This is a genomic window from Tenacibaculum haliotis (genome assembly GCF_025215075.1).
Lineage (GTDB): Bacteria > Bacteroidota > Bacteroidia > Flavobacteriales > Flavobacteriaceae > Polaribacter > Polaribacter haliotis_B.
The window spans coordinates 236,445-251,688 of the sequence record NZ_JAOBTH010000026.1; the positions used below are offsets into that span (position 1 = coordinate 236,445).

Below are 15,244 nucleotides of genomic sequence, written 5' to 3' on the forward strand. Positions count from 1 at the left end.
CTTAAAACAGGAGTTTTCATAGTATTTATTTAAAAACTAATTTCTAAATTTATTTCTTGTAATAATATGCTTTAATTTCTCTTTTAAATCGCTACCAGTATCATATACCATCTGTTCGTTAGATGGAAAACGTACAGATTTTAACTTTGTTAAATTCAAATAATTGTTATCTAACGCTCTTCTATCACCTTTATAATTTGCATATACATGTTCAAAAAGAAACTCACTTTGAATAGGAAAACTTTCTATTAATTGATTGTTTGAATTCTGATAATATTTTACAACTCCAATAACTTTACTACTCTTATATTGCGTAAAGCGATATAATTGACATCTGATTTTTCTAAATTTATCAACTTTAATTTTATTTCCTAAACTATCTTTTACGTAAACTCCTTTGTTGTTTACTAAATATTTAAAACCATCTTTAAGTTGTTTTTCTTTTATAATTTCTTTTTCATGAATTTGTTCAGGAGAAATTTTAATTTCTCTAAGGTTTAATTCTAAATCAAAATCATATCTAATTTGCTTGTTTTTTTGTGAATGATATACGGTCCATAAATTATTTAATCCATACGTATCCATCGCTAACAAATCGTCTTCTAACCTTCTTGGTATTATTTGATCTGTTTCATTACTTACTGATAAAAAAACATAATCAGTACCTTTAATATGAGCTTCTTCAAGTAAATCTCTAGTATTTTTATAATTCGAATTAATTTTATCTAAATATTTTAATTCATCATAAGCTCTTCTATAATTTATCTTATTTCTAACTCCAGATTTTAACAGAGCTACACCATTTTCATATAAATAGTTCGCATAATTTTCTTTAGATTGTAGAATTTCATTATCATAATTCGTTAATTTAAAATTTACATTTTTTAACGGTAATAAAGGTTTTATCTTTTCTTGCCTATTATTTAAACGATGATATAAGTTATAAATAGTTTCAAGATTTTCTGCATTATTTTCTTTTTCTAAAAATGAAATTCTAGAAAGATCTCTATCACTTGCTTTTTTAAAAGCATTGTGAAGCATTACAACGTATGGTTGATTTTTTTCTTTATACTTATTTTTCGCTAAGTTTTTAACCGACAAAGAAATTGCCTTGTCATAATCACCAGTATTAATTGCCTTTTCAGTCGTTTTTATACTGTTGCAAGAAAAAAATATAAGTATTGAAAATAATAGTAAAGTAGTTTTTTTCATAAAATTTAGTTTTGTTAGAATAGACAATTATTATGCCAACAACATAAGGTTTTATTTATTTTCTGATTGTTTATTCTAATAATTTTGCCATAGCAATTTTAACTATTTCAATATTAATTATCTTGTTAGATAGGTTTGCTTTTTTTTGTTTTTGTGCTACTTGCCTTAACAAATTTACGCCAACTTTATCAAAATTATATTGCTTATACTGAATTCCTTTAGCCACAATATCATTTGCTAAATTCTTAATAGCTTCGGTATTATTACTTATCGCTATTTTATCATAAGCTTTCTTATATAAAGATTGTATTTTTTTATTCTGACTTAAATACATTCCCGACATAACATTGCTTGCTATAAAGTTTAACTCATCATCATCATTTTCTTCTAAATAAATACGAGTTAAAGGCGTTGCTATAATTTTTTTAACTTCAATTGGTAATGTTTTCGATTTTTTAATAGCTAATGTTTTGTCTACATAATACATTCCTACTAATGATTTTCCTAAAACAGCATATGATTTACTTTGCAATCCTTTTTCGAAAACCATTTTCAGTTCAGGATCTGTTAATTTACCTAAAGTTTCAATTGCTGCTGCTTGTACCAATGTTTTAGGATCGTTCATTGCCAACAATTTTATCTTCTCAATCACTCTTTTTTTAGAGTTCTTATTTACTAAGTTGATATTTTTTAAAGCTAATAATCTAATTTTATAAAAATCATCATTCATTGCATTAGCAATTGCATCAAACGCTTTTTTATCATCCTGATATCTAGCTACTTCAACTAAAGCTTCTTTTTTATGCATAAAATTATCAGCATATTTTAATTGATGAATATAATCACTCAATATTTTATTCTCTCTTATGTCACATAACAAAACTCCATCTGCATTTACCTGAATTAAATTAGGTTGTTTTATATATGGAAATGAAAATGATGCGTCTTTACCATCTACAAAAACAGTGTGACGTGTGCGCTTACTTCCTTCAAAAATATCAATAGCAAAAGGAAATTTAAATTCATTTTCTTGATTCTGGATAATATTTACTGTTACCGTTTTTCTTAATTTATTAAAATCGTAAGAAATTTCTAACATCGGATGCCCACTATTAAAATACCATTGATTAAAAAACCAATTTAAATCTTTTCCGCTTATTTCTTCAAAAGCCAAACGCAATTGATGCGCTTCTCCGGTACTATATTTATGAGTAGTTAAATAATTGTTTAATCCTGCATAAAATGCTTCATCTCCTAAATAATTACGCAACATATGTAAGATTGCGCCACCTTTATTGTAGCTAACCCCGTCAAACATATCTTCTTTATCGTGATAATTAAAACGGACTAAATGTTTATCAAAATTCTGACCATTTTTATACCCATCAACATCCTCTAACAAATGTGCATCTGCATCGTTCTTACCATATTTGTATTCGCGCCATAAATATTCACTATAATTAGCAAAACTTTCATTTACAGTTAAATTACTCCAACTTTCAGCAGTTACTAAATCTCCAAACCAATGATGAAAAGCTTCGTGAGCAATGGTATTTTCTTGTATGTTTTCATCAATTAACTGCCCTGGCATCTGATAGGCATTTTCACCATGAATAACGGCTGTTGTATTTTCCATCGCACCACTTACGTAATCACGCCCAACAATTTGTGCATATTTATTCCACGGATATTCTATTCCAGTAATTTTTGAAAAGAATGCTAACATTTCGGGGGTTTTTCCAAAAATATCTTTGGCATATGGCGCATATTTTTTTTCTACATAATAATCTACCGGAATATTCTTATAAGTGTCTTTAACAATCTCATATTCTCCTACTCCCATAAAAAATAAATATGGTGCATGTTTTTGTGTAAAATTCCAATAATCAGTTCTTGTTCCGTTTGTATTCGTTGTTTGATTCTCTAACTTTCCGTTTGATAGTGTTACGTATTTTGTAGGAACGGTAATATAAATTTCTTGTGATGTTTTCTGATTTGGTGCATCTATTGTTGGAAACCAACAACTACTTGCTTCTGTTTCTCCTTGCGTCCAAATTTGAGTTGGTTTATTTTTATCCAACCCAGTTGGATTTATAAAATACAATCCTTTGGCAGCTGTTATCGCTGCGCTTCCTTTTTGTTTTACTCTTTCAGGACGCGCTGTATACTTTATATATATCGTAAATTCTTCGTTTCGCTTATAAACACGAGGTAAATCGATTATTAACTTAAAATCATCATAATTATAGTCTAATGATTTATTATCTATTGTAATTTTATGAATAAGCATCGCTTTAGCATCTAACGTTACTTTAGCCGTTTCGTAAAAATGAGGTTTTATTGTTAACCATTCTTCACCGTTTAACTGCTTTTCTTTAAAGTTAAAATCAACTTTTAATTTAGTATGAATTAAATCGTGGACTTTATCTTTTTCTGCTCTATAAGTATTCTCTGATTGAGAAAACATTGTAAGCGTAAAAAGAGTTAGTATTAGTAGAAAGGTTTTTTGAAACTTCATAAAATATTTTCGTTTGAGCACCAAAAATAAGGAAATCTATTGGGAGGCTTGTTAATGAGGCGTTAAAAAGAAAGCGCCATCAAATATTTGATGGCGCTTTCTTTTCTATTATTCTTAAAAACCTACTCTACAACCTCTTCGGTATGTACTTCAATAGCTTTTTTTTCTGTTTTATTGTTTATATTGATTCCTCCTAAAAGAGATTTAAACTTTCCTAAATCCATATCACTTCCATCAACTTTAGATTTCTGCATCATTTGCATAATCTTAGCAGGGTTCATGTTATCACCTAAAATACGTGCAATACCAACCCCCATTTCTTTACCATAACCAAAAGCTATAATTTCGTTGATAGCATCTGTTTTTCCTGAATAATAAATTGCAGCATGCATACCATCTTTCTTAAAATTGATTAACTTTTTATAATCTGAATTATTAAGAATTTCTTTTAATTTTCCTTTTTCTGCTTCGTACGTTGTTTCGTTAGTATCTTTATAAGGTAATCCTGTTATGTTTACTTTACGAATACTTTCAAACGCTTTTTTATCTTCTTCAGAAGCTTTATCCATACTTAATTGAAGTACACTTGCAGGAACATCTAAAGTTATAAATCCTTTTTTGTCTTGACTCTCTACTAAATAACTTTGTAATGAGGCTTCATTTTTACATGAAACAGTAACGAAAGCAACTAGTAATAATGAATATATAAATATTTTTTTCATTGTAGTATCTGTTTTATTAATTGATTAAAAACAGGGATAAAATTTTAGATCTTACCCCTATTTTAAAAGTAATATTACTTGTTATTTACTTCAACTTTTACGTTTTTATCTTTTGAAAACGTTTCAGCTAGTTTCGACATTTTATTAATATCAATAGTTCCTGTTAAAGATACAATAACCGATTCTGCTCCTCCTTTTTTAGAACTTTTATCTTTTACAAACATTAAAACTTCGCTAACAAAATCTTTATTTTTTGTTGATTTTACATAAATTTTAACACGTGACCCTTTATCTTTCACTCGCATTAACTCTATTAGGTTATTCTTACTTACTGAAGATTTTACCATGTTTTCCATTTGTGCAGAAACAGCAGTATCATCTGTCGAAAATACTTTTAACTCTTTTAAGTCTTTTATCATATTAAAAACTTCCATGGCTTCATTGTCTCCAGAACCTGCATTAAATTTAGATAGCATTTCAAAGGCATCTTTGTTTACTACAACAGATGATACTTCGTCAATATTTTCTAATTTATCAAACATTGATTGTCCAAAAGTTAAGTTTGCTGTGAATACGAATGCGAATATTATAATTATTTTTTTCATGATGTTTATTGTTTATTAAGTACTTGGTTTTACTTTATTTTGATTATTAATTTACTTGGTTTATTACTTTATTTACTGTTTCTTCATAGGTATTTAAGTGAGCTAAGGCATCATTTCCTTTGTTTAAGTTTTTTGAAACTGCATATAATGCATCGTTTCCTTTGTTTAAGTTTTTTGAAACTGCATATAATGCATCGTTTCCTTTGTTTAGATTAAATGAAACCATTTGCAACGCTTCTGTTATTTGCGCAAATTGCTTTCTTTGTTGATGCTCTTGATACTTTTGATTTCCCATAAATGCAGTAAATAGTAAAACTACTGATGCTGCTACCGATAACCATTTCCAGTTCTTCTTAGGTTTCTCAGGTTTTAACTGAATGGTTTTGGTAAAAGTTTCGTTTTTACTTTGTTTAAAATAACCAAACAACATACTATACTCTTGCAAATGTGCTGCCACATTACCTGATGTAAAATACTCTTGTAGTATTTGTTCTTCTTGCAAAGTAGTTTCTGCGTTTAGATATTTTTCTACTAATTTCTCTATGTTAGCTAACTCCATAGTTGTGTTTTTTTATTAATTCTTCTCTTATTGTTTTTCTTGCTCTTGATAAGGCTACTCTAACAGCAGTTGGTTTCATATCCACCATTTTACATATCTCATCAAAATCATATTGTTCTATATCTCTTAATTGAATAATTGTTTTTTGTTGTTCTGGCAATTTCTCAATTAATTTATGTACTAAACTTACACTATCGTTATACTCTACTTTTTTATCTAACGAAGTATCTTTTTCCTTATAATTACTATGAACCAATGTTAAATTACTTGCTTGTTTCGATTTTAAACGATCATAACAATAATTCTTTGTCATGGTCATTGCAAATGCTTCTACATTTTTATAGTCAGCCAATTTCTCTTTGTTTCGCCATAGCTTAAAAATTAATTCTTGCGTAGCGTCTTCAGCTTCTTCTGTAGAAACTAAAAGTCTTTTTGCTAAACGAAAGACTTTGTCTTTAAACGGTAACACAACTTTTAAAAAGTCTGATTGATTCATTGTTTAGTTAATTAGTTTTGTAAACTTAATAATAAAACCTCGTCTTATCTATCTGGTTTACATAACTACGACGACGGGGTTTCAAGTTTGTTACATCAAAAGTTAAAAAAAATAATATTATTGAGTAAATTGCGTTGATGTTATAGCTAATATATCCCTTATGAAATTACTTAAAGTCGTTCTTATTGTTCTTGTATCACTAACCATAGTATCTTGTACTAGTAAAGATGATACTCCTAATGATATTCAAATTCAAAATTTTGTTTGGAAAGGAATGAATGCTTACTACTTATGGCAAAATGAAATTCCTGATTTATCAGACAGACGTTTTAATAACAATAAAGAACTTTTTGGTTACTTAGATAATTATAATAATCCTGCAAATTTATTCTACAACTTATTATACACTCCTAATGAATATCCGAAGGATCCAAATAAAACCTATTCTTGGATTGTTGATGATTATATCGCCTTAGAACAATCTTTTGAAGGTACCCGACAAACTACAGGTATGAAAGTTAAAGGAGCCGATTATGCTGATGGTTCTGGTAAATATTATGTGTATGTATATGATGTGGTAAAAAATTCTGATGCTGAAACTAAAGGAATTGTTAGAGGAATGCTTATTACTGAAGTAAACGGAACACCTTTAACTAGAACGAATGTAAACTCTTTATTTAGTGCAGATTCATTTACTGTACATTTAGCCGATTACAATGCCGGAAACCCTATAAGTAACGCAACTACAATAACATTAACAAAAGCAATTATAACAGAAAGCCCAATTAAAAAAACAACCGTTATTGTTGATGGTGGAAATACTATCGGTTATTTAATGTACAACCAATTTTCGAGTGATTTTGACGGAGATTTAAATACCGAATTTGCTAATTTTATGACAGCAGGAATTACCGACCTAGTAGTTGACTTACGTTACAACGGTGGTGGCTCTGTACAAACAGCCGTGTATTTAGGAAGTATGATTGCAGGGCAAGGTAATGATGAGTTGTTCTCAAAACAAATTTGGAATAACAAAGTAATGGCTGGTAGAGAGCCAAGCGATTTCATTGATAATTTCACAGATAAAATTTTAAATAAAGATAGTAACGGTAGCATTGTTTTAGATGAAACCATTAATAATTTAAACTTAACTACGGTTTATTTTATTGTTTCTGAAAACACAGCTTCTGCATCCGAATTGGTTATAAACGCATTAGCTCCGTACATTGATGTTAAATTGGTAGGAACTCAAACCTACGGAAAACATGTAGGTTCTATAACCTTATATGACTCTGAAAATTTTTCTAAAAACGGTCCTAATTTTAAAACTAATCATGCTTGGGCAATGCAACCAATTGTTTTAGAAATACAGAATAGCAACGGAGAAAATAAACCCGAAGGTTTTATTCCTGAAGTAATAATGGAAGAAGACCCTGGTAATTTAGGCGTTTTTGGTGATCCTACAGAGCCTTTATTAGAAAGAACAATACAATATATTACCACAGGAGCAAAAGGATTTCCTTTAGCTAAAAAAAGAACTGCTATTTATTCGTTATGGAACTCATCAATGAATTACCCTGACTATAATAATATGTATATTGATTTAAAGTAAATCTACTTCGTAAAGCTGAACTTGTTTCAGGCTCTCATCATAACATAGATTATAATTTTAAATAAGTAAATAATCCAGCTTTAAAGCTGGATTATTTATGCTACAACAAACTCATTTGCTGATTTATATTTTCATTCGGAACTTTTAAATCAGTTCCCAATACATTGTTTAATTTCTTTATAAAATAAGCTGCTAACAAAGGTGATTCTACTTCTATATTCTGATGAATAAAAAAGTGTATGTTTTTTAATCCTAAATCACTCCATTCTTTTAAACGGTACACCCAAGCATCCAAACGTTCATAGTCCAACGGATGATTTGCTCCTACAAATCTGATAAATGCTTCATTATTTGTCATATTCATATGTAACATATCTCGCCGACCAGCAGTATCTACTAATATATTTGCAATAGTATTCTCTTCTAATAACTGCGTCAACTCATCAAGAACAATCACATCAGAAAACCATTCTTTATGCCGAACTTCTATCGCAAGTGGAACTCCTTTTGGCCAACTAACAACAAAATTTCTTAGTGCCTCAAAATTACTAGGATCAAAATCAGCATGCATTTGTAAAAAAATAGTTCCTAATTTTTCTTGTAGATGAGCAGCATTATCTAAAAATAAATTCACGGAATCTTGAGTTCCCTGTAAGCGCTTAAAATGACTAATATCCTGTGTCAACTTCGGAAAGAACTTAAATCCTTTTGGTGTTTTTAAATTCCATTTTTCAAATTGTTCTGCTGAAAAAACACGGTAAAACGTGGCATTTAATTCAATTGAATTAAACTGTTTTGAATAATACCCCAATTCATCTTTTGTTCCCTTCGGATAAAACCCTTTTAAATCTGCTTTATTCCATTTTGCACAACCAACATATATTGTCGGTTTCTCAACTTTATCAAAAGAGCTTAATAAACTTACGGTTTTGTGATGTGTTTTAGGTAAGGTAAAATCTATTAATTCAGGATTGGCAACTTTTCCAAACTTCATAAACTATGCGTTTTCTAACCCTTCTTCTACCTCTTTATTATCAATCATTTCTGGTCTAAACTCGCTCATTTTATCATCATCAAGTTTTTTTGCGTAATTATAGCCAGATTTCCACCATTTTTTCATTTTCTCTTTATCAAAAACCAATGAATTGGTTGTTAAAACAGTTGGTGTATAATATAGGTTTAGTTTTACACCGTGTTGTTTTGCAAAAAGTTTTCCAATTGTAATATTGTGTTTTTCTACATTTTCGAGCATAAAATCAAAAGTATCCATCATTAATGAAAACGGATTTTTTGCTGGTAATCTATTTATTTGCGTTACCTCAGTTGCTAAAATAATTGCATCTACTTCGGTGGCACCTCTAAGAATTGCTTCTCTTATCGGAACCAAACTACCAAAACCTCCATCGGCATATTGGCAATGATTTTTTTCTAACAAGCTCATAAAAGGCACATAATTACATGAACCCCAAATCCAATCGCAAAAATCATCATAATCACAATCTAAAATCGATTTATATTCTATCTGATTCGCTGTTAAATTTGATACCGTAACAACTACCTCTTTGTTTTTTTCTCTAATTTCATTGTAAATTTCTTTGGTAACTTTTTTCTTTATTAGTTTTCGTAAGTTTTTACTTTCACCAAAAGTTTTTCTACCGTTTAAAAAATTCCAAAAAGTATTTATATGACGAATAGAAATTACTTTCTCTCCATGAACAGATTTCACTCTAAACGGACTGTTACTAAAAATAGCTTTCTGATCCACCGAAGTATACAACTCTTTTAACTCATCAACCATACCTAAAGCCAAATGCGACACCATTAAACTTCCTGTTGATGTTCCTAAAAACATATCGTACTCTTTCTTCTTTTTTTTCATCAAATACTGGGCTACACCACCGCCAAATGCTCCCTTACTACCTCCTCCAGAAATTACCAATGCTTTTTTCATTGTTTTAATTTGATTTGTCTATTTTTAGTTCTGTAAAAATATCAAAAAAATGAAACACTTTTCACTTTTAATTATAGTCGCTTTTATTTCTTTTTCTTGCAAAAAAGAATATCAACCAAGATTATTAAAAAATGTAATAATTACTGATTTTAAACAAGATAGTACAAGTGTCAGAGCTATTTATTCAATAAATAAAACTAGTTTGTATTACGCTGGTTCTAATGGAAAAATTGGTTTCACAAAAAGTAATGGAGAAAAATGGGGTGAAAATTCTTTTATCAAAATTAAAGATAATGACACTCTTATTCCTAATTTTAGAAGTATTGCTTATAACGGAACAGCTGTTTTTGCTTTAAGTATTGGCAACCCTGCACTACTTTATAAATTAAATAACACATCAAAAACAACAAACTTAGTATATACCGAAACACATGAAAAAGTTTTTTATGACAGTATGAAATTCTTTCCAGATAATAAACACGGAATCGCAGTTGGCGATCCTACCGAAAATTGTGCTTCTATTATTTTAACTTCGGATGGTGGAAATACTTGGAATAAATTACCTTGTGAGAACTTACCTGTTTTTGAAGAAGGAGAAGCTTTTTTTGCAGCTAGTAATACGAATATTAAAATTATAAATAATACTGTTTGGATAGCTTCTGGTGGTACAAAAGCTCGAATTTTAAAATCTACTGATTTTGGACAAACATGGCAAATTTATGATACTCCAATTATTCAAGGTGATGGTCCTCAAGGAATTTATTCTATCGATTTTTATGATGAATTAAACGGAATTGCCATTGGCGGTAATTACGCTAAACCAAACGACAACTGTGCCAACAAAGCCATTACTTCTGATGGCGGAAAAACTTGGACGTTAGTTGCCGATAATCAAAACCCTAATTACAAAAGTTGCGTGCAATATGTACCAAATACCAACGGAAAAGAGGTTTTTGCTGTAGGTAAAACCGGAGTTTCATTTTCTAATGATGGCGGACATACTTGGACGGAAGTAAGCACCGATTCTTACTACGCTATTCAGTTTGTAGACAAAAACATTGCTTGGCTATCAGGGCATCAAAAAATTGGAAAGTTAGTCTTAAAATAATCTTAATTATTTGTTAAAACATTATTTACTCACTATTAAATAAATATCTTTATCACATAACTAAACTTAATCATTAATGAAAAAAATACTTATGTTACTAGTATTTCTTTGTGCATCAGTCATTCATGCGCAAGAATACTTTCCAAGTAATACAGGAGTTAAAACCTCAAAAAATAAATTATTCGCATTTACAAATGCAAAAATTTATGTAAGTCCAACCAACATTATTAAAAAAGGGACATTACTTATTAAAGACGGTAAAGTTTTAGAAATAGGTAAATCTGTAAAAATTCCGCAAGGAACAGAAATTATTAATTTAAAAGGAAAAACTATTTATCCTTCTTTTGTAGATGCTTATAGCACCTTTGGGGTAAAAACTCCAAAAAGAAAAAGCGGTAGAGGTCCACAATACGATGCTAGCAGAAAAGGGTATTATTGGAACGATCATATTCGTCCTGACACTGATGCTTTTGATGCTTTTGCTTTTGATACTAAAAAAGCTAAAGAATTAGTCAATTTAGGTTTTGGTGTTGTAAATACACATCAAAATGACGGAATTATGCAAGGTAATGGTGTACTAGTAGCCTTAAACACTGCAACCTCTGATGCTTATCGTATTTTAAATAAAAGATCTGCTAATTATTTATCATTTAGCAAAAGTAACAAATCACGTCAGTCGTATCCTACTTCTCGTATGGGTGCAATGTCTTTATTACGTCAAACATATTCTGATGCAAATTGGTATGCTGCTGGTAATATTAACAATACAGATTTAGCTTTACAAGCTTTAAATGATAAAAAAGAGCTTCCTCAAATATTTAGAGCCGGAAATTATTTAGATGATTTACGTGCTGACAAAATTGGTGATGAATTCGGAATTCAATACACAATCCTTGGAGGCGGAAATGAATACGAGCGAGTAAACGATATTAAAAACACCAATGCTACTTTTATAATTCCTATTAATTTCAGAAAAGCTTATGATGTAAGTAATGCTTTTTTAGCTGATAAAATTGCGTTGAGCGATATGCGTAAATGGAATCAAGAGCCTGCAAATCCTGCTGTTCTTGCTAAAAACAATGTGCCATTTGCTTTAACTACTTTTAAATTAAAAAAAGTAAAAGACTTTAATGCTAATTTAAACAAAGCTATTAAATTCGGATTAGATAAAACTACTGCTTTAAAAGCCTTAACAAGTGTTCCTGCTAAAATTTTACAAAATGATAGAATCGGAAACTTAAATAAAGGTAGTTATGCTAACTTTTTAATTACTTCTGGAGATATTTTTGATAAAAACACTACTCTTTACGAAAACTGGGTACAAGGAAACAAAAATGTTGTAAACGATATTACTATTAAAGATCTTTCGGGTGAATATTCATTGGCAGTTAATGGTAATACTTATAACATGTCTATCAGCGGAAAAGGAACTAAGCAAAAAGCAACAATTAAAAAAGATGGAAAAAAGGTAAACTCTAAATTTTCTTTTAAAGATAATTGGATGTCTATTACTTTAAGAGAAGGTGATGCTTTTACACGTTTATCAGGAATGGTAGATGTTAAAAATATTAAAGGAAAGGCCATAACCAATACTGGTGATGAAACCAATTGGACAGCTACTTTCAATTCTAAAAAAGAAGAAAAAAAGAAAAAGAAGAAAAAAGAAGACAATATTAATGTTGTTGCTGTTTCTTATCCAAATATCGGATATGGTAATTATACTAAAACACAAAAAGAAACTATTTTAATAAAAAACACCACTGTTTGGACTTCTGAAAACAAAGAAATCTTAACAAATACTGATGTTTTAATTAAAGACGGAAAAATTTCTCAAATAGGAAAAAATATTTCAGCAAGAGGAGCCAAAGTTATTAATGGTGAAGGAAAATATTTAACCGCTGGTATTATTGACGAGCACTCTCATATTGCAACCTCTGCAGTAAACGAATCTGGTCATAACTCTACTGCCGAAGTTACTATTGAAGATGTTGTTGATCCTGATGATGTAAATATTTATAGAAATATTGCAGGAGGAGTTACTTCAATCCAAATTTTACATGGTTCTGCTAATCCAATTGGTGGTCGTTCTGCAATTATCAAACTTAAATGGGGAGAAAATGCTGATGGATTAATCTATAAAAACAGTCCGAAGTTTATCAAATTTGCCTTAGGTGAAAATGTAAAACAAGCCAACTGGGGAGATTTACAAACAGTTCGTTTTCCACAAACACGTATGGGAGTTGAACAGGTTTATATCGATTATTTTCAACGTGCTAAAGAATACGACGCTAAAAAGAAAAGCGGACAACCTTATCGTAAAGATATTGAGTTAGAAACGTTAGCTGAAATCATTAATAAAGAACGTTTTATTTCTTGTCACTCTTACGTACAATCAGAAATTAATATGTTAATGAAAGTTGCTGAAAAATTTGATTTTAACATCAACACATTCACACATATTTTAGAAGGATACAAAGTAGCTGATAAAATGAAAGAACACGGCGTTGGTGGTTCTACATTTGCAGATTGGTGGGCGTACAAATACGAAGTTAACGATGCAATTCCTTATAATGCTGCAATTATGCACAACCAAGGAATTACAGTTGCTATTAATTCTGATGATGCTGAAATGTCTCGTCGTTTAAATCAAGAAGCTGCTAAATTGATAAAATATGGTGGATTAAGTGAACAAGAAGCTTGGGAAACTGTTACCATAAATCCTGCTAAATTATTACACTTAAACGATCGTACTGGTAGTATAAAAATTGGTAAAGATGCAGATGTTGTTTTATGGAGCGGAAATCCTTTATCTATTTATAGTAAAGCTGAAAAAACAATTATTGATGGTGCTGTTTATTTTGATATTAAAGAAGATAAAAAGAAACGTGCTACAATTAAGGCAGAGCGTGCTAAATTGATTAACATGATGTTGCAAGAAAAATTAAAAGGAGCTAAAACTCAAGCACCTGTTAAGAAGTCTAAAAAATTATTTCACTGTGATACAGAATAAGAAACCAAAAACATTAAACATGAAAATTAAAGTTATATATAGTTTATTATGTTTCTTATTAATAGGAAATATAATGGCGCAACAAACACCCGCCGCAAAACAAACACAAGATTATAGTATCGAGGGAGCAACCGCTCACTTAGGAAACGGAAAAGTGATTGAAAATTCATTAATCATGTTTTCTGAAGGAAAAATTTCTTTTGTTGGTAGTGCAATGATGAAAATTGCCAGAAAAGGGAAAGTCATAAATGCTAAAGGAAAACATGTGTATCCTGGGTTTATTGCAGCAAACACTTCTTTAGGATTAGCAGAAATTGATGCCGTAAGAGCTACTGTAGATGCTGATGAAGTTGGTGCTATGCTACCTCACATTCGTAGTATTATTGCTTATAATACAGAAAGTAAAATAGTGGAATCTATGCGTCCGAATGGAGTATTAATGGGACATATTACACCTCGTGGTGGTGTTATTTCAGGAACTTCATCTGTAGTACAGTTTGATGCTTGGAACTGGGAAGATGCTGCTTTAAAAACAGATGATGGAATTCACATGAACTGGCCAAGTGATTTTAGTCGTGGTCGTTGGTGGTTAGGAGAAGATCCTGCCTTAAAACCAAATAAAAACTACGCTAAAAACATCAATCAGATTACTGATTATATTAACAATGCAAAAACATATTTAGCAAGTAACAAATCTGCTAAAATATTACCTTATGAAGCTTTACAAGGAGTTTTAAATGGTTCTCAAAAAATGTTTGTGCATGTAAGCGGACAAAAAGCAATTACTGATGCAGTAAAGACTTTAAAAAAGGTTGGGATTAAAAATATTGTTATTGTTCACGGAACCGAAGCTGAAAAAGTAGCCGATTTATTAAAAGAAAATAATATCCCAGTAATTTTAGAGCGTGCACACCGTTTACCTGGTGCTGAAGATGAAGATTATGATTTACCTTATCGTGCTGCTAAAATATTATCAGATGCTGGTATTTTAATTGGTTTAGGTATGGAAGGCGAAATGGAACGCATGAGTACGCGTAACTTACCTTTTTATGCTGGTACGTATGCTGCTTATGGTTTAGGTAAAGAAAAAGCGTTGCAATTAATTACACAAAATAATGCCAAGATTTTAGGCATTGATGATAAAGTAGGTACTTTAGAAGTTGGTAAAGATGCCACTTTATTTATCTCAGAAGGTGATGCGTTAGATATGCGAACTAATATTTTAACAGAAGCTTTTATTCAAGGTAGAAAAATTAGCTTAGAAACGCACCAAACAAAACTTTGGAAACGTTACTCTAATAAATACAAAAATCAATAACAACAAAAAAGCTCGGTATAAATACCGAGCTTTTCATTTTAATTCAAATAAATATTAAAAAAATGTCCCCTTATTACATTTTTTAATAGTAAAACTGAATTTACATTTGCTTTACAAAGATTAAAATAAAATC

Annotated in this window: 12 protein-coding genes; 4 read left to right on the forward strand and 8 right to left on the reverse strand. The window is 30.1% G+C overall.

Annotated features, from left to right (window positions below):
• Nucleotides 1–36: 36 nt before the first annotated feature.
• The 6 genes from N2251_RS07225 to N2251_RS07250 form a co-directional block, all read right to left on the reverse strand.
• The gene (locus N2251_RS07225; RefSeq protein ID WP_260586076.1) at nucleotides 37–1,212 is read right to left on the reverse strand and encodes a hypothetical protein; all 1,176 of its coding nucleotides are present in this window, start codon (nucleotides 1,210–1,212) and stop codon (nucleotides 37–39) included.
• Between the two features lie 70 nt (nucleotides 1,213–1,282).
• Nucleotides 1,283–3,730 carry a M1 family metallopeptidase gene (locus N2251_RS07230; RefSeq protein WP_260586077.1) on the reverse strand — a complete coding sequence of 816 codons (2,448 nt, stop codon included), beginning with the start codon at nucleotides 3,728–3,730 and terminating at the stop codon, nucleotides 1,283–1,285.
• 122 nt (nucleotides 3,731–3,852) lie between these two features.
• On the reverse strand, nucleotides 3,853–4,452 hold the full coding sequence (locus N2251_RS07235) for a GFO_1091 family lipoprotein (protein ID WP_260586078.1): 600 nt from the start codon (nucleotides 4,450–4,452) through the stop codon (nucleotides 3,853–3,855).
• 74 nt (nucleotides 4,453–4,526) lie between these two features.
• A complete protein-coding gene (locus N2251_RS07240; RefSeq protein ID WP_260586079.1) occupies nucleotides 4,527–5,057 on the reverse strand; it encodes a GFO_1090 family protein in 531 nt (176 codons plus the stop codon).
• A 46-nt stretch (nucleotides 5,058–5,103) separates the two neighbouring features.
• Complete coding sequence (locus N2251_RS07245; protein WP_260586080.1) at nucleotides 5,104–5,616, reverse strand: PG0215 family putative anti-sigma factor; 513 nt, start codon at nucleotides 5,614–5,616, stop codon at nucleotides 5,104–5,106.
• Nucleotides 5,603–6,112, reverse strand: a complete 510-nt coding sequence (locus N2251_RS07250) for a GFO_1088 family ECF-type sigma factor (RefSeq protein ID WP_260586081.1) — start codon at nucleotides 6,110–6,112, stop codon at nucleotides 5,603–5,605. The genes N2251_RS07245 and N2251_RS07250 overlap by 14 nt, the downstream gene beginning before the upstream one ends.
• Before the next feature lie 160 nt (nucleotides 6,113–6,272).
• On the opposite strand from N2251_RS07250, the gene N2251_RS07255 reads away from it, so the two are divergent.
• Entirely contained in the window at nucleotides 6,273–7,724 is a 1,452-nt protein-coding gene (locus tag N2251_RS07255; protein ID WP_260586082.1) for a GFO_1087 family putative carboxy terminal peptidase, read from the forward strand.
• A 100-nt stretch (nucleotides 7,725–7,824) separates the two neighbouring features.
• Here N2251_RS07255 and N2251_RS07260 read toward each other — a convergent pair whose 3' ends face one another.
• Entirely contained in the window at nucleotides 7,825–8,718 is an 894-nt protein-coding gene (locus N2251_RS07260) for a DUF72 domain-containing protein (RefSeq protein WP_260586083.1), read from the reverse strand.
• A 3-nt stretch (nucleotides 8,719–8,721) separates the two neighbouring features.
• Nucleotides 8,722–9,675, reverse strand: coding sequence for a patatin-like phospholipase family protein (locus tag N2251_RS07265; protein WP_260586084.1), 954 nt, complete (start codon nucleotides 9,673–9,675; stop codon nucleotides 8,722–8,724).
• 49 nt (nucleotides 9,676–9,724) lie between these two features.
• On the opposite strand from N2251_RS07265, the gene N2251_RS07270 reads away from it, so the two are divergent.
• From N2251_RS07270 to N2251_RS07280, 3 genes are all read left to right on the forward strand, one after another.
• On the forward strand, nucleotides 9,725–10,783 hold the full coding sequence (locus N2251_RS07270; RefSeq protein ID WP_260586085.1) for a beta propeller repeat protein: 1,059 nt from the start codon (nucleotides 9,725–9,727) through the stop codon (nucleotides 10,781–10,783).
• A gap of 76 nt (nucleotides 10,784–10,859) precedes the next feature.
• Nucleotides 10,860–13,793, forward strand: a complete 2,934-nt coding sequence (locus N2251_RS07275; RefSeq protein ID WP_260586086.1) for an amidohydrolase family protein — start codon at nucleotides 10,860–10,862, stop codon at nucleotides 13,791–13,793.
• Nucleotides 13,794–13,812: 19 nt separating this feature from the next.
• Nucleotides 13,813–15,111 (forward strand): amidohydrolase family protein, encoded by a 1,299-nt coding sequence (locus N2251_RS07280; protein WP_260586087.1) that lies wholly within the window; start codon nucleotides 13,813–13,815, stop codon nucleotides 15,109–15,111.
• The last annotated feature ends 133 nt before the right edge of the window (nucleotides 15,112–15,244 follow it).

Bases quoted from the DNA above. Each gene is read 5' to 3' on its own strand.
- N2251_RS07225 (WP_260586076.1), bottom strand. From the start codon at position 1,212: ATGAAAAAAACTACTTTACTATTATTTTCAATACTTATATTTTTTTCT.
- N2251_RS07230 (WP_260586077.1), bottom strand. From the start codon at position 3,730: ATGAAGTTTCAAAAAACCTTTCTACTAATACTAACTCTTTTTACGCTT.
- N2251_RS07235 (WP_260586078.1), bottom strand. From the start codon at position 4,452: ATGAAAAAAATATTTATATATTCATTATTACTAGTTGCTTTCGTTACT.
- N2251_RS07240 (WP_260586079.1), bottom strand. From the start codon at position 5,057: ATGAAAAAAATAATTATAATATTCGCATTCGTATTCACAGCAAACTTA.
- N2251_RS07245 (WP_260586080.1), bottom strand. From the start codon at position 5,616: ATGGAGTTAGCTAACATAGAGAAATTAGTAGAAAAATATCTAAACGCA.
- N2251_RS07250 (WP_260586081.1), bottom strand. From the start codon at position 6,112: ATGAATCAATCAGACTTTTTAAAAGTTGTGTTACCGTTTAAAGACAAA.
- N2251_RS07255 (WP_260586082.1), top strand. From the start codon at position 6,273: ATGAAATTACTTAAAGTCGTTCTTATTGTTCTTGTATCACTAACCATA.
- N2251_RS07260 (WP_260586083.1), bottom strand. From the start codon at position 8,718: ATGAAGTTTGGAAAAGTTGCCAATCCTGAATTAATAGATTTTACCTTA.
- N2251_RS07265 (WP_260586084.1), bottom strand. From the start codon at position 9,675: ATGAAAAAAGCATTGGTAATTTCTGGAGGAGGTAGTAAGGGAGCATTT.
- N2251_RS07270 (WP_260586085.1), top strand. From the start codon at position 9,725: ATGAAACACTTTTCACTTTTAATTATAGTCGCTTTTATTTCTTTTTCT.
- N2251_RS07275 (WP_260586086.1), top strand. From the start codon at position 10,860: ATGAAAAAAATACTTATGTTACTAGTATTTCTTTGTGCATCAGTCATT.
- N2251_RS07280 (WP_260586087.1), top strand. From the start codon at position 13,813: ATGAAAATTAAAGTTATATATAGTTTATTATGTTTCTTATTAATAGGA.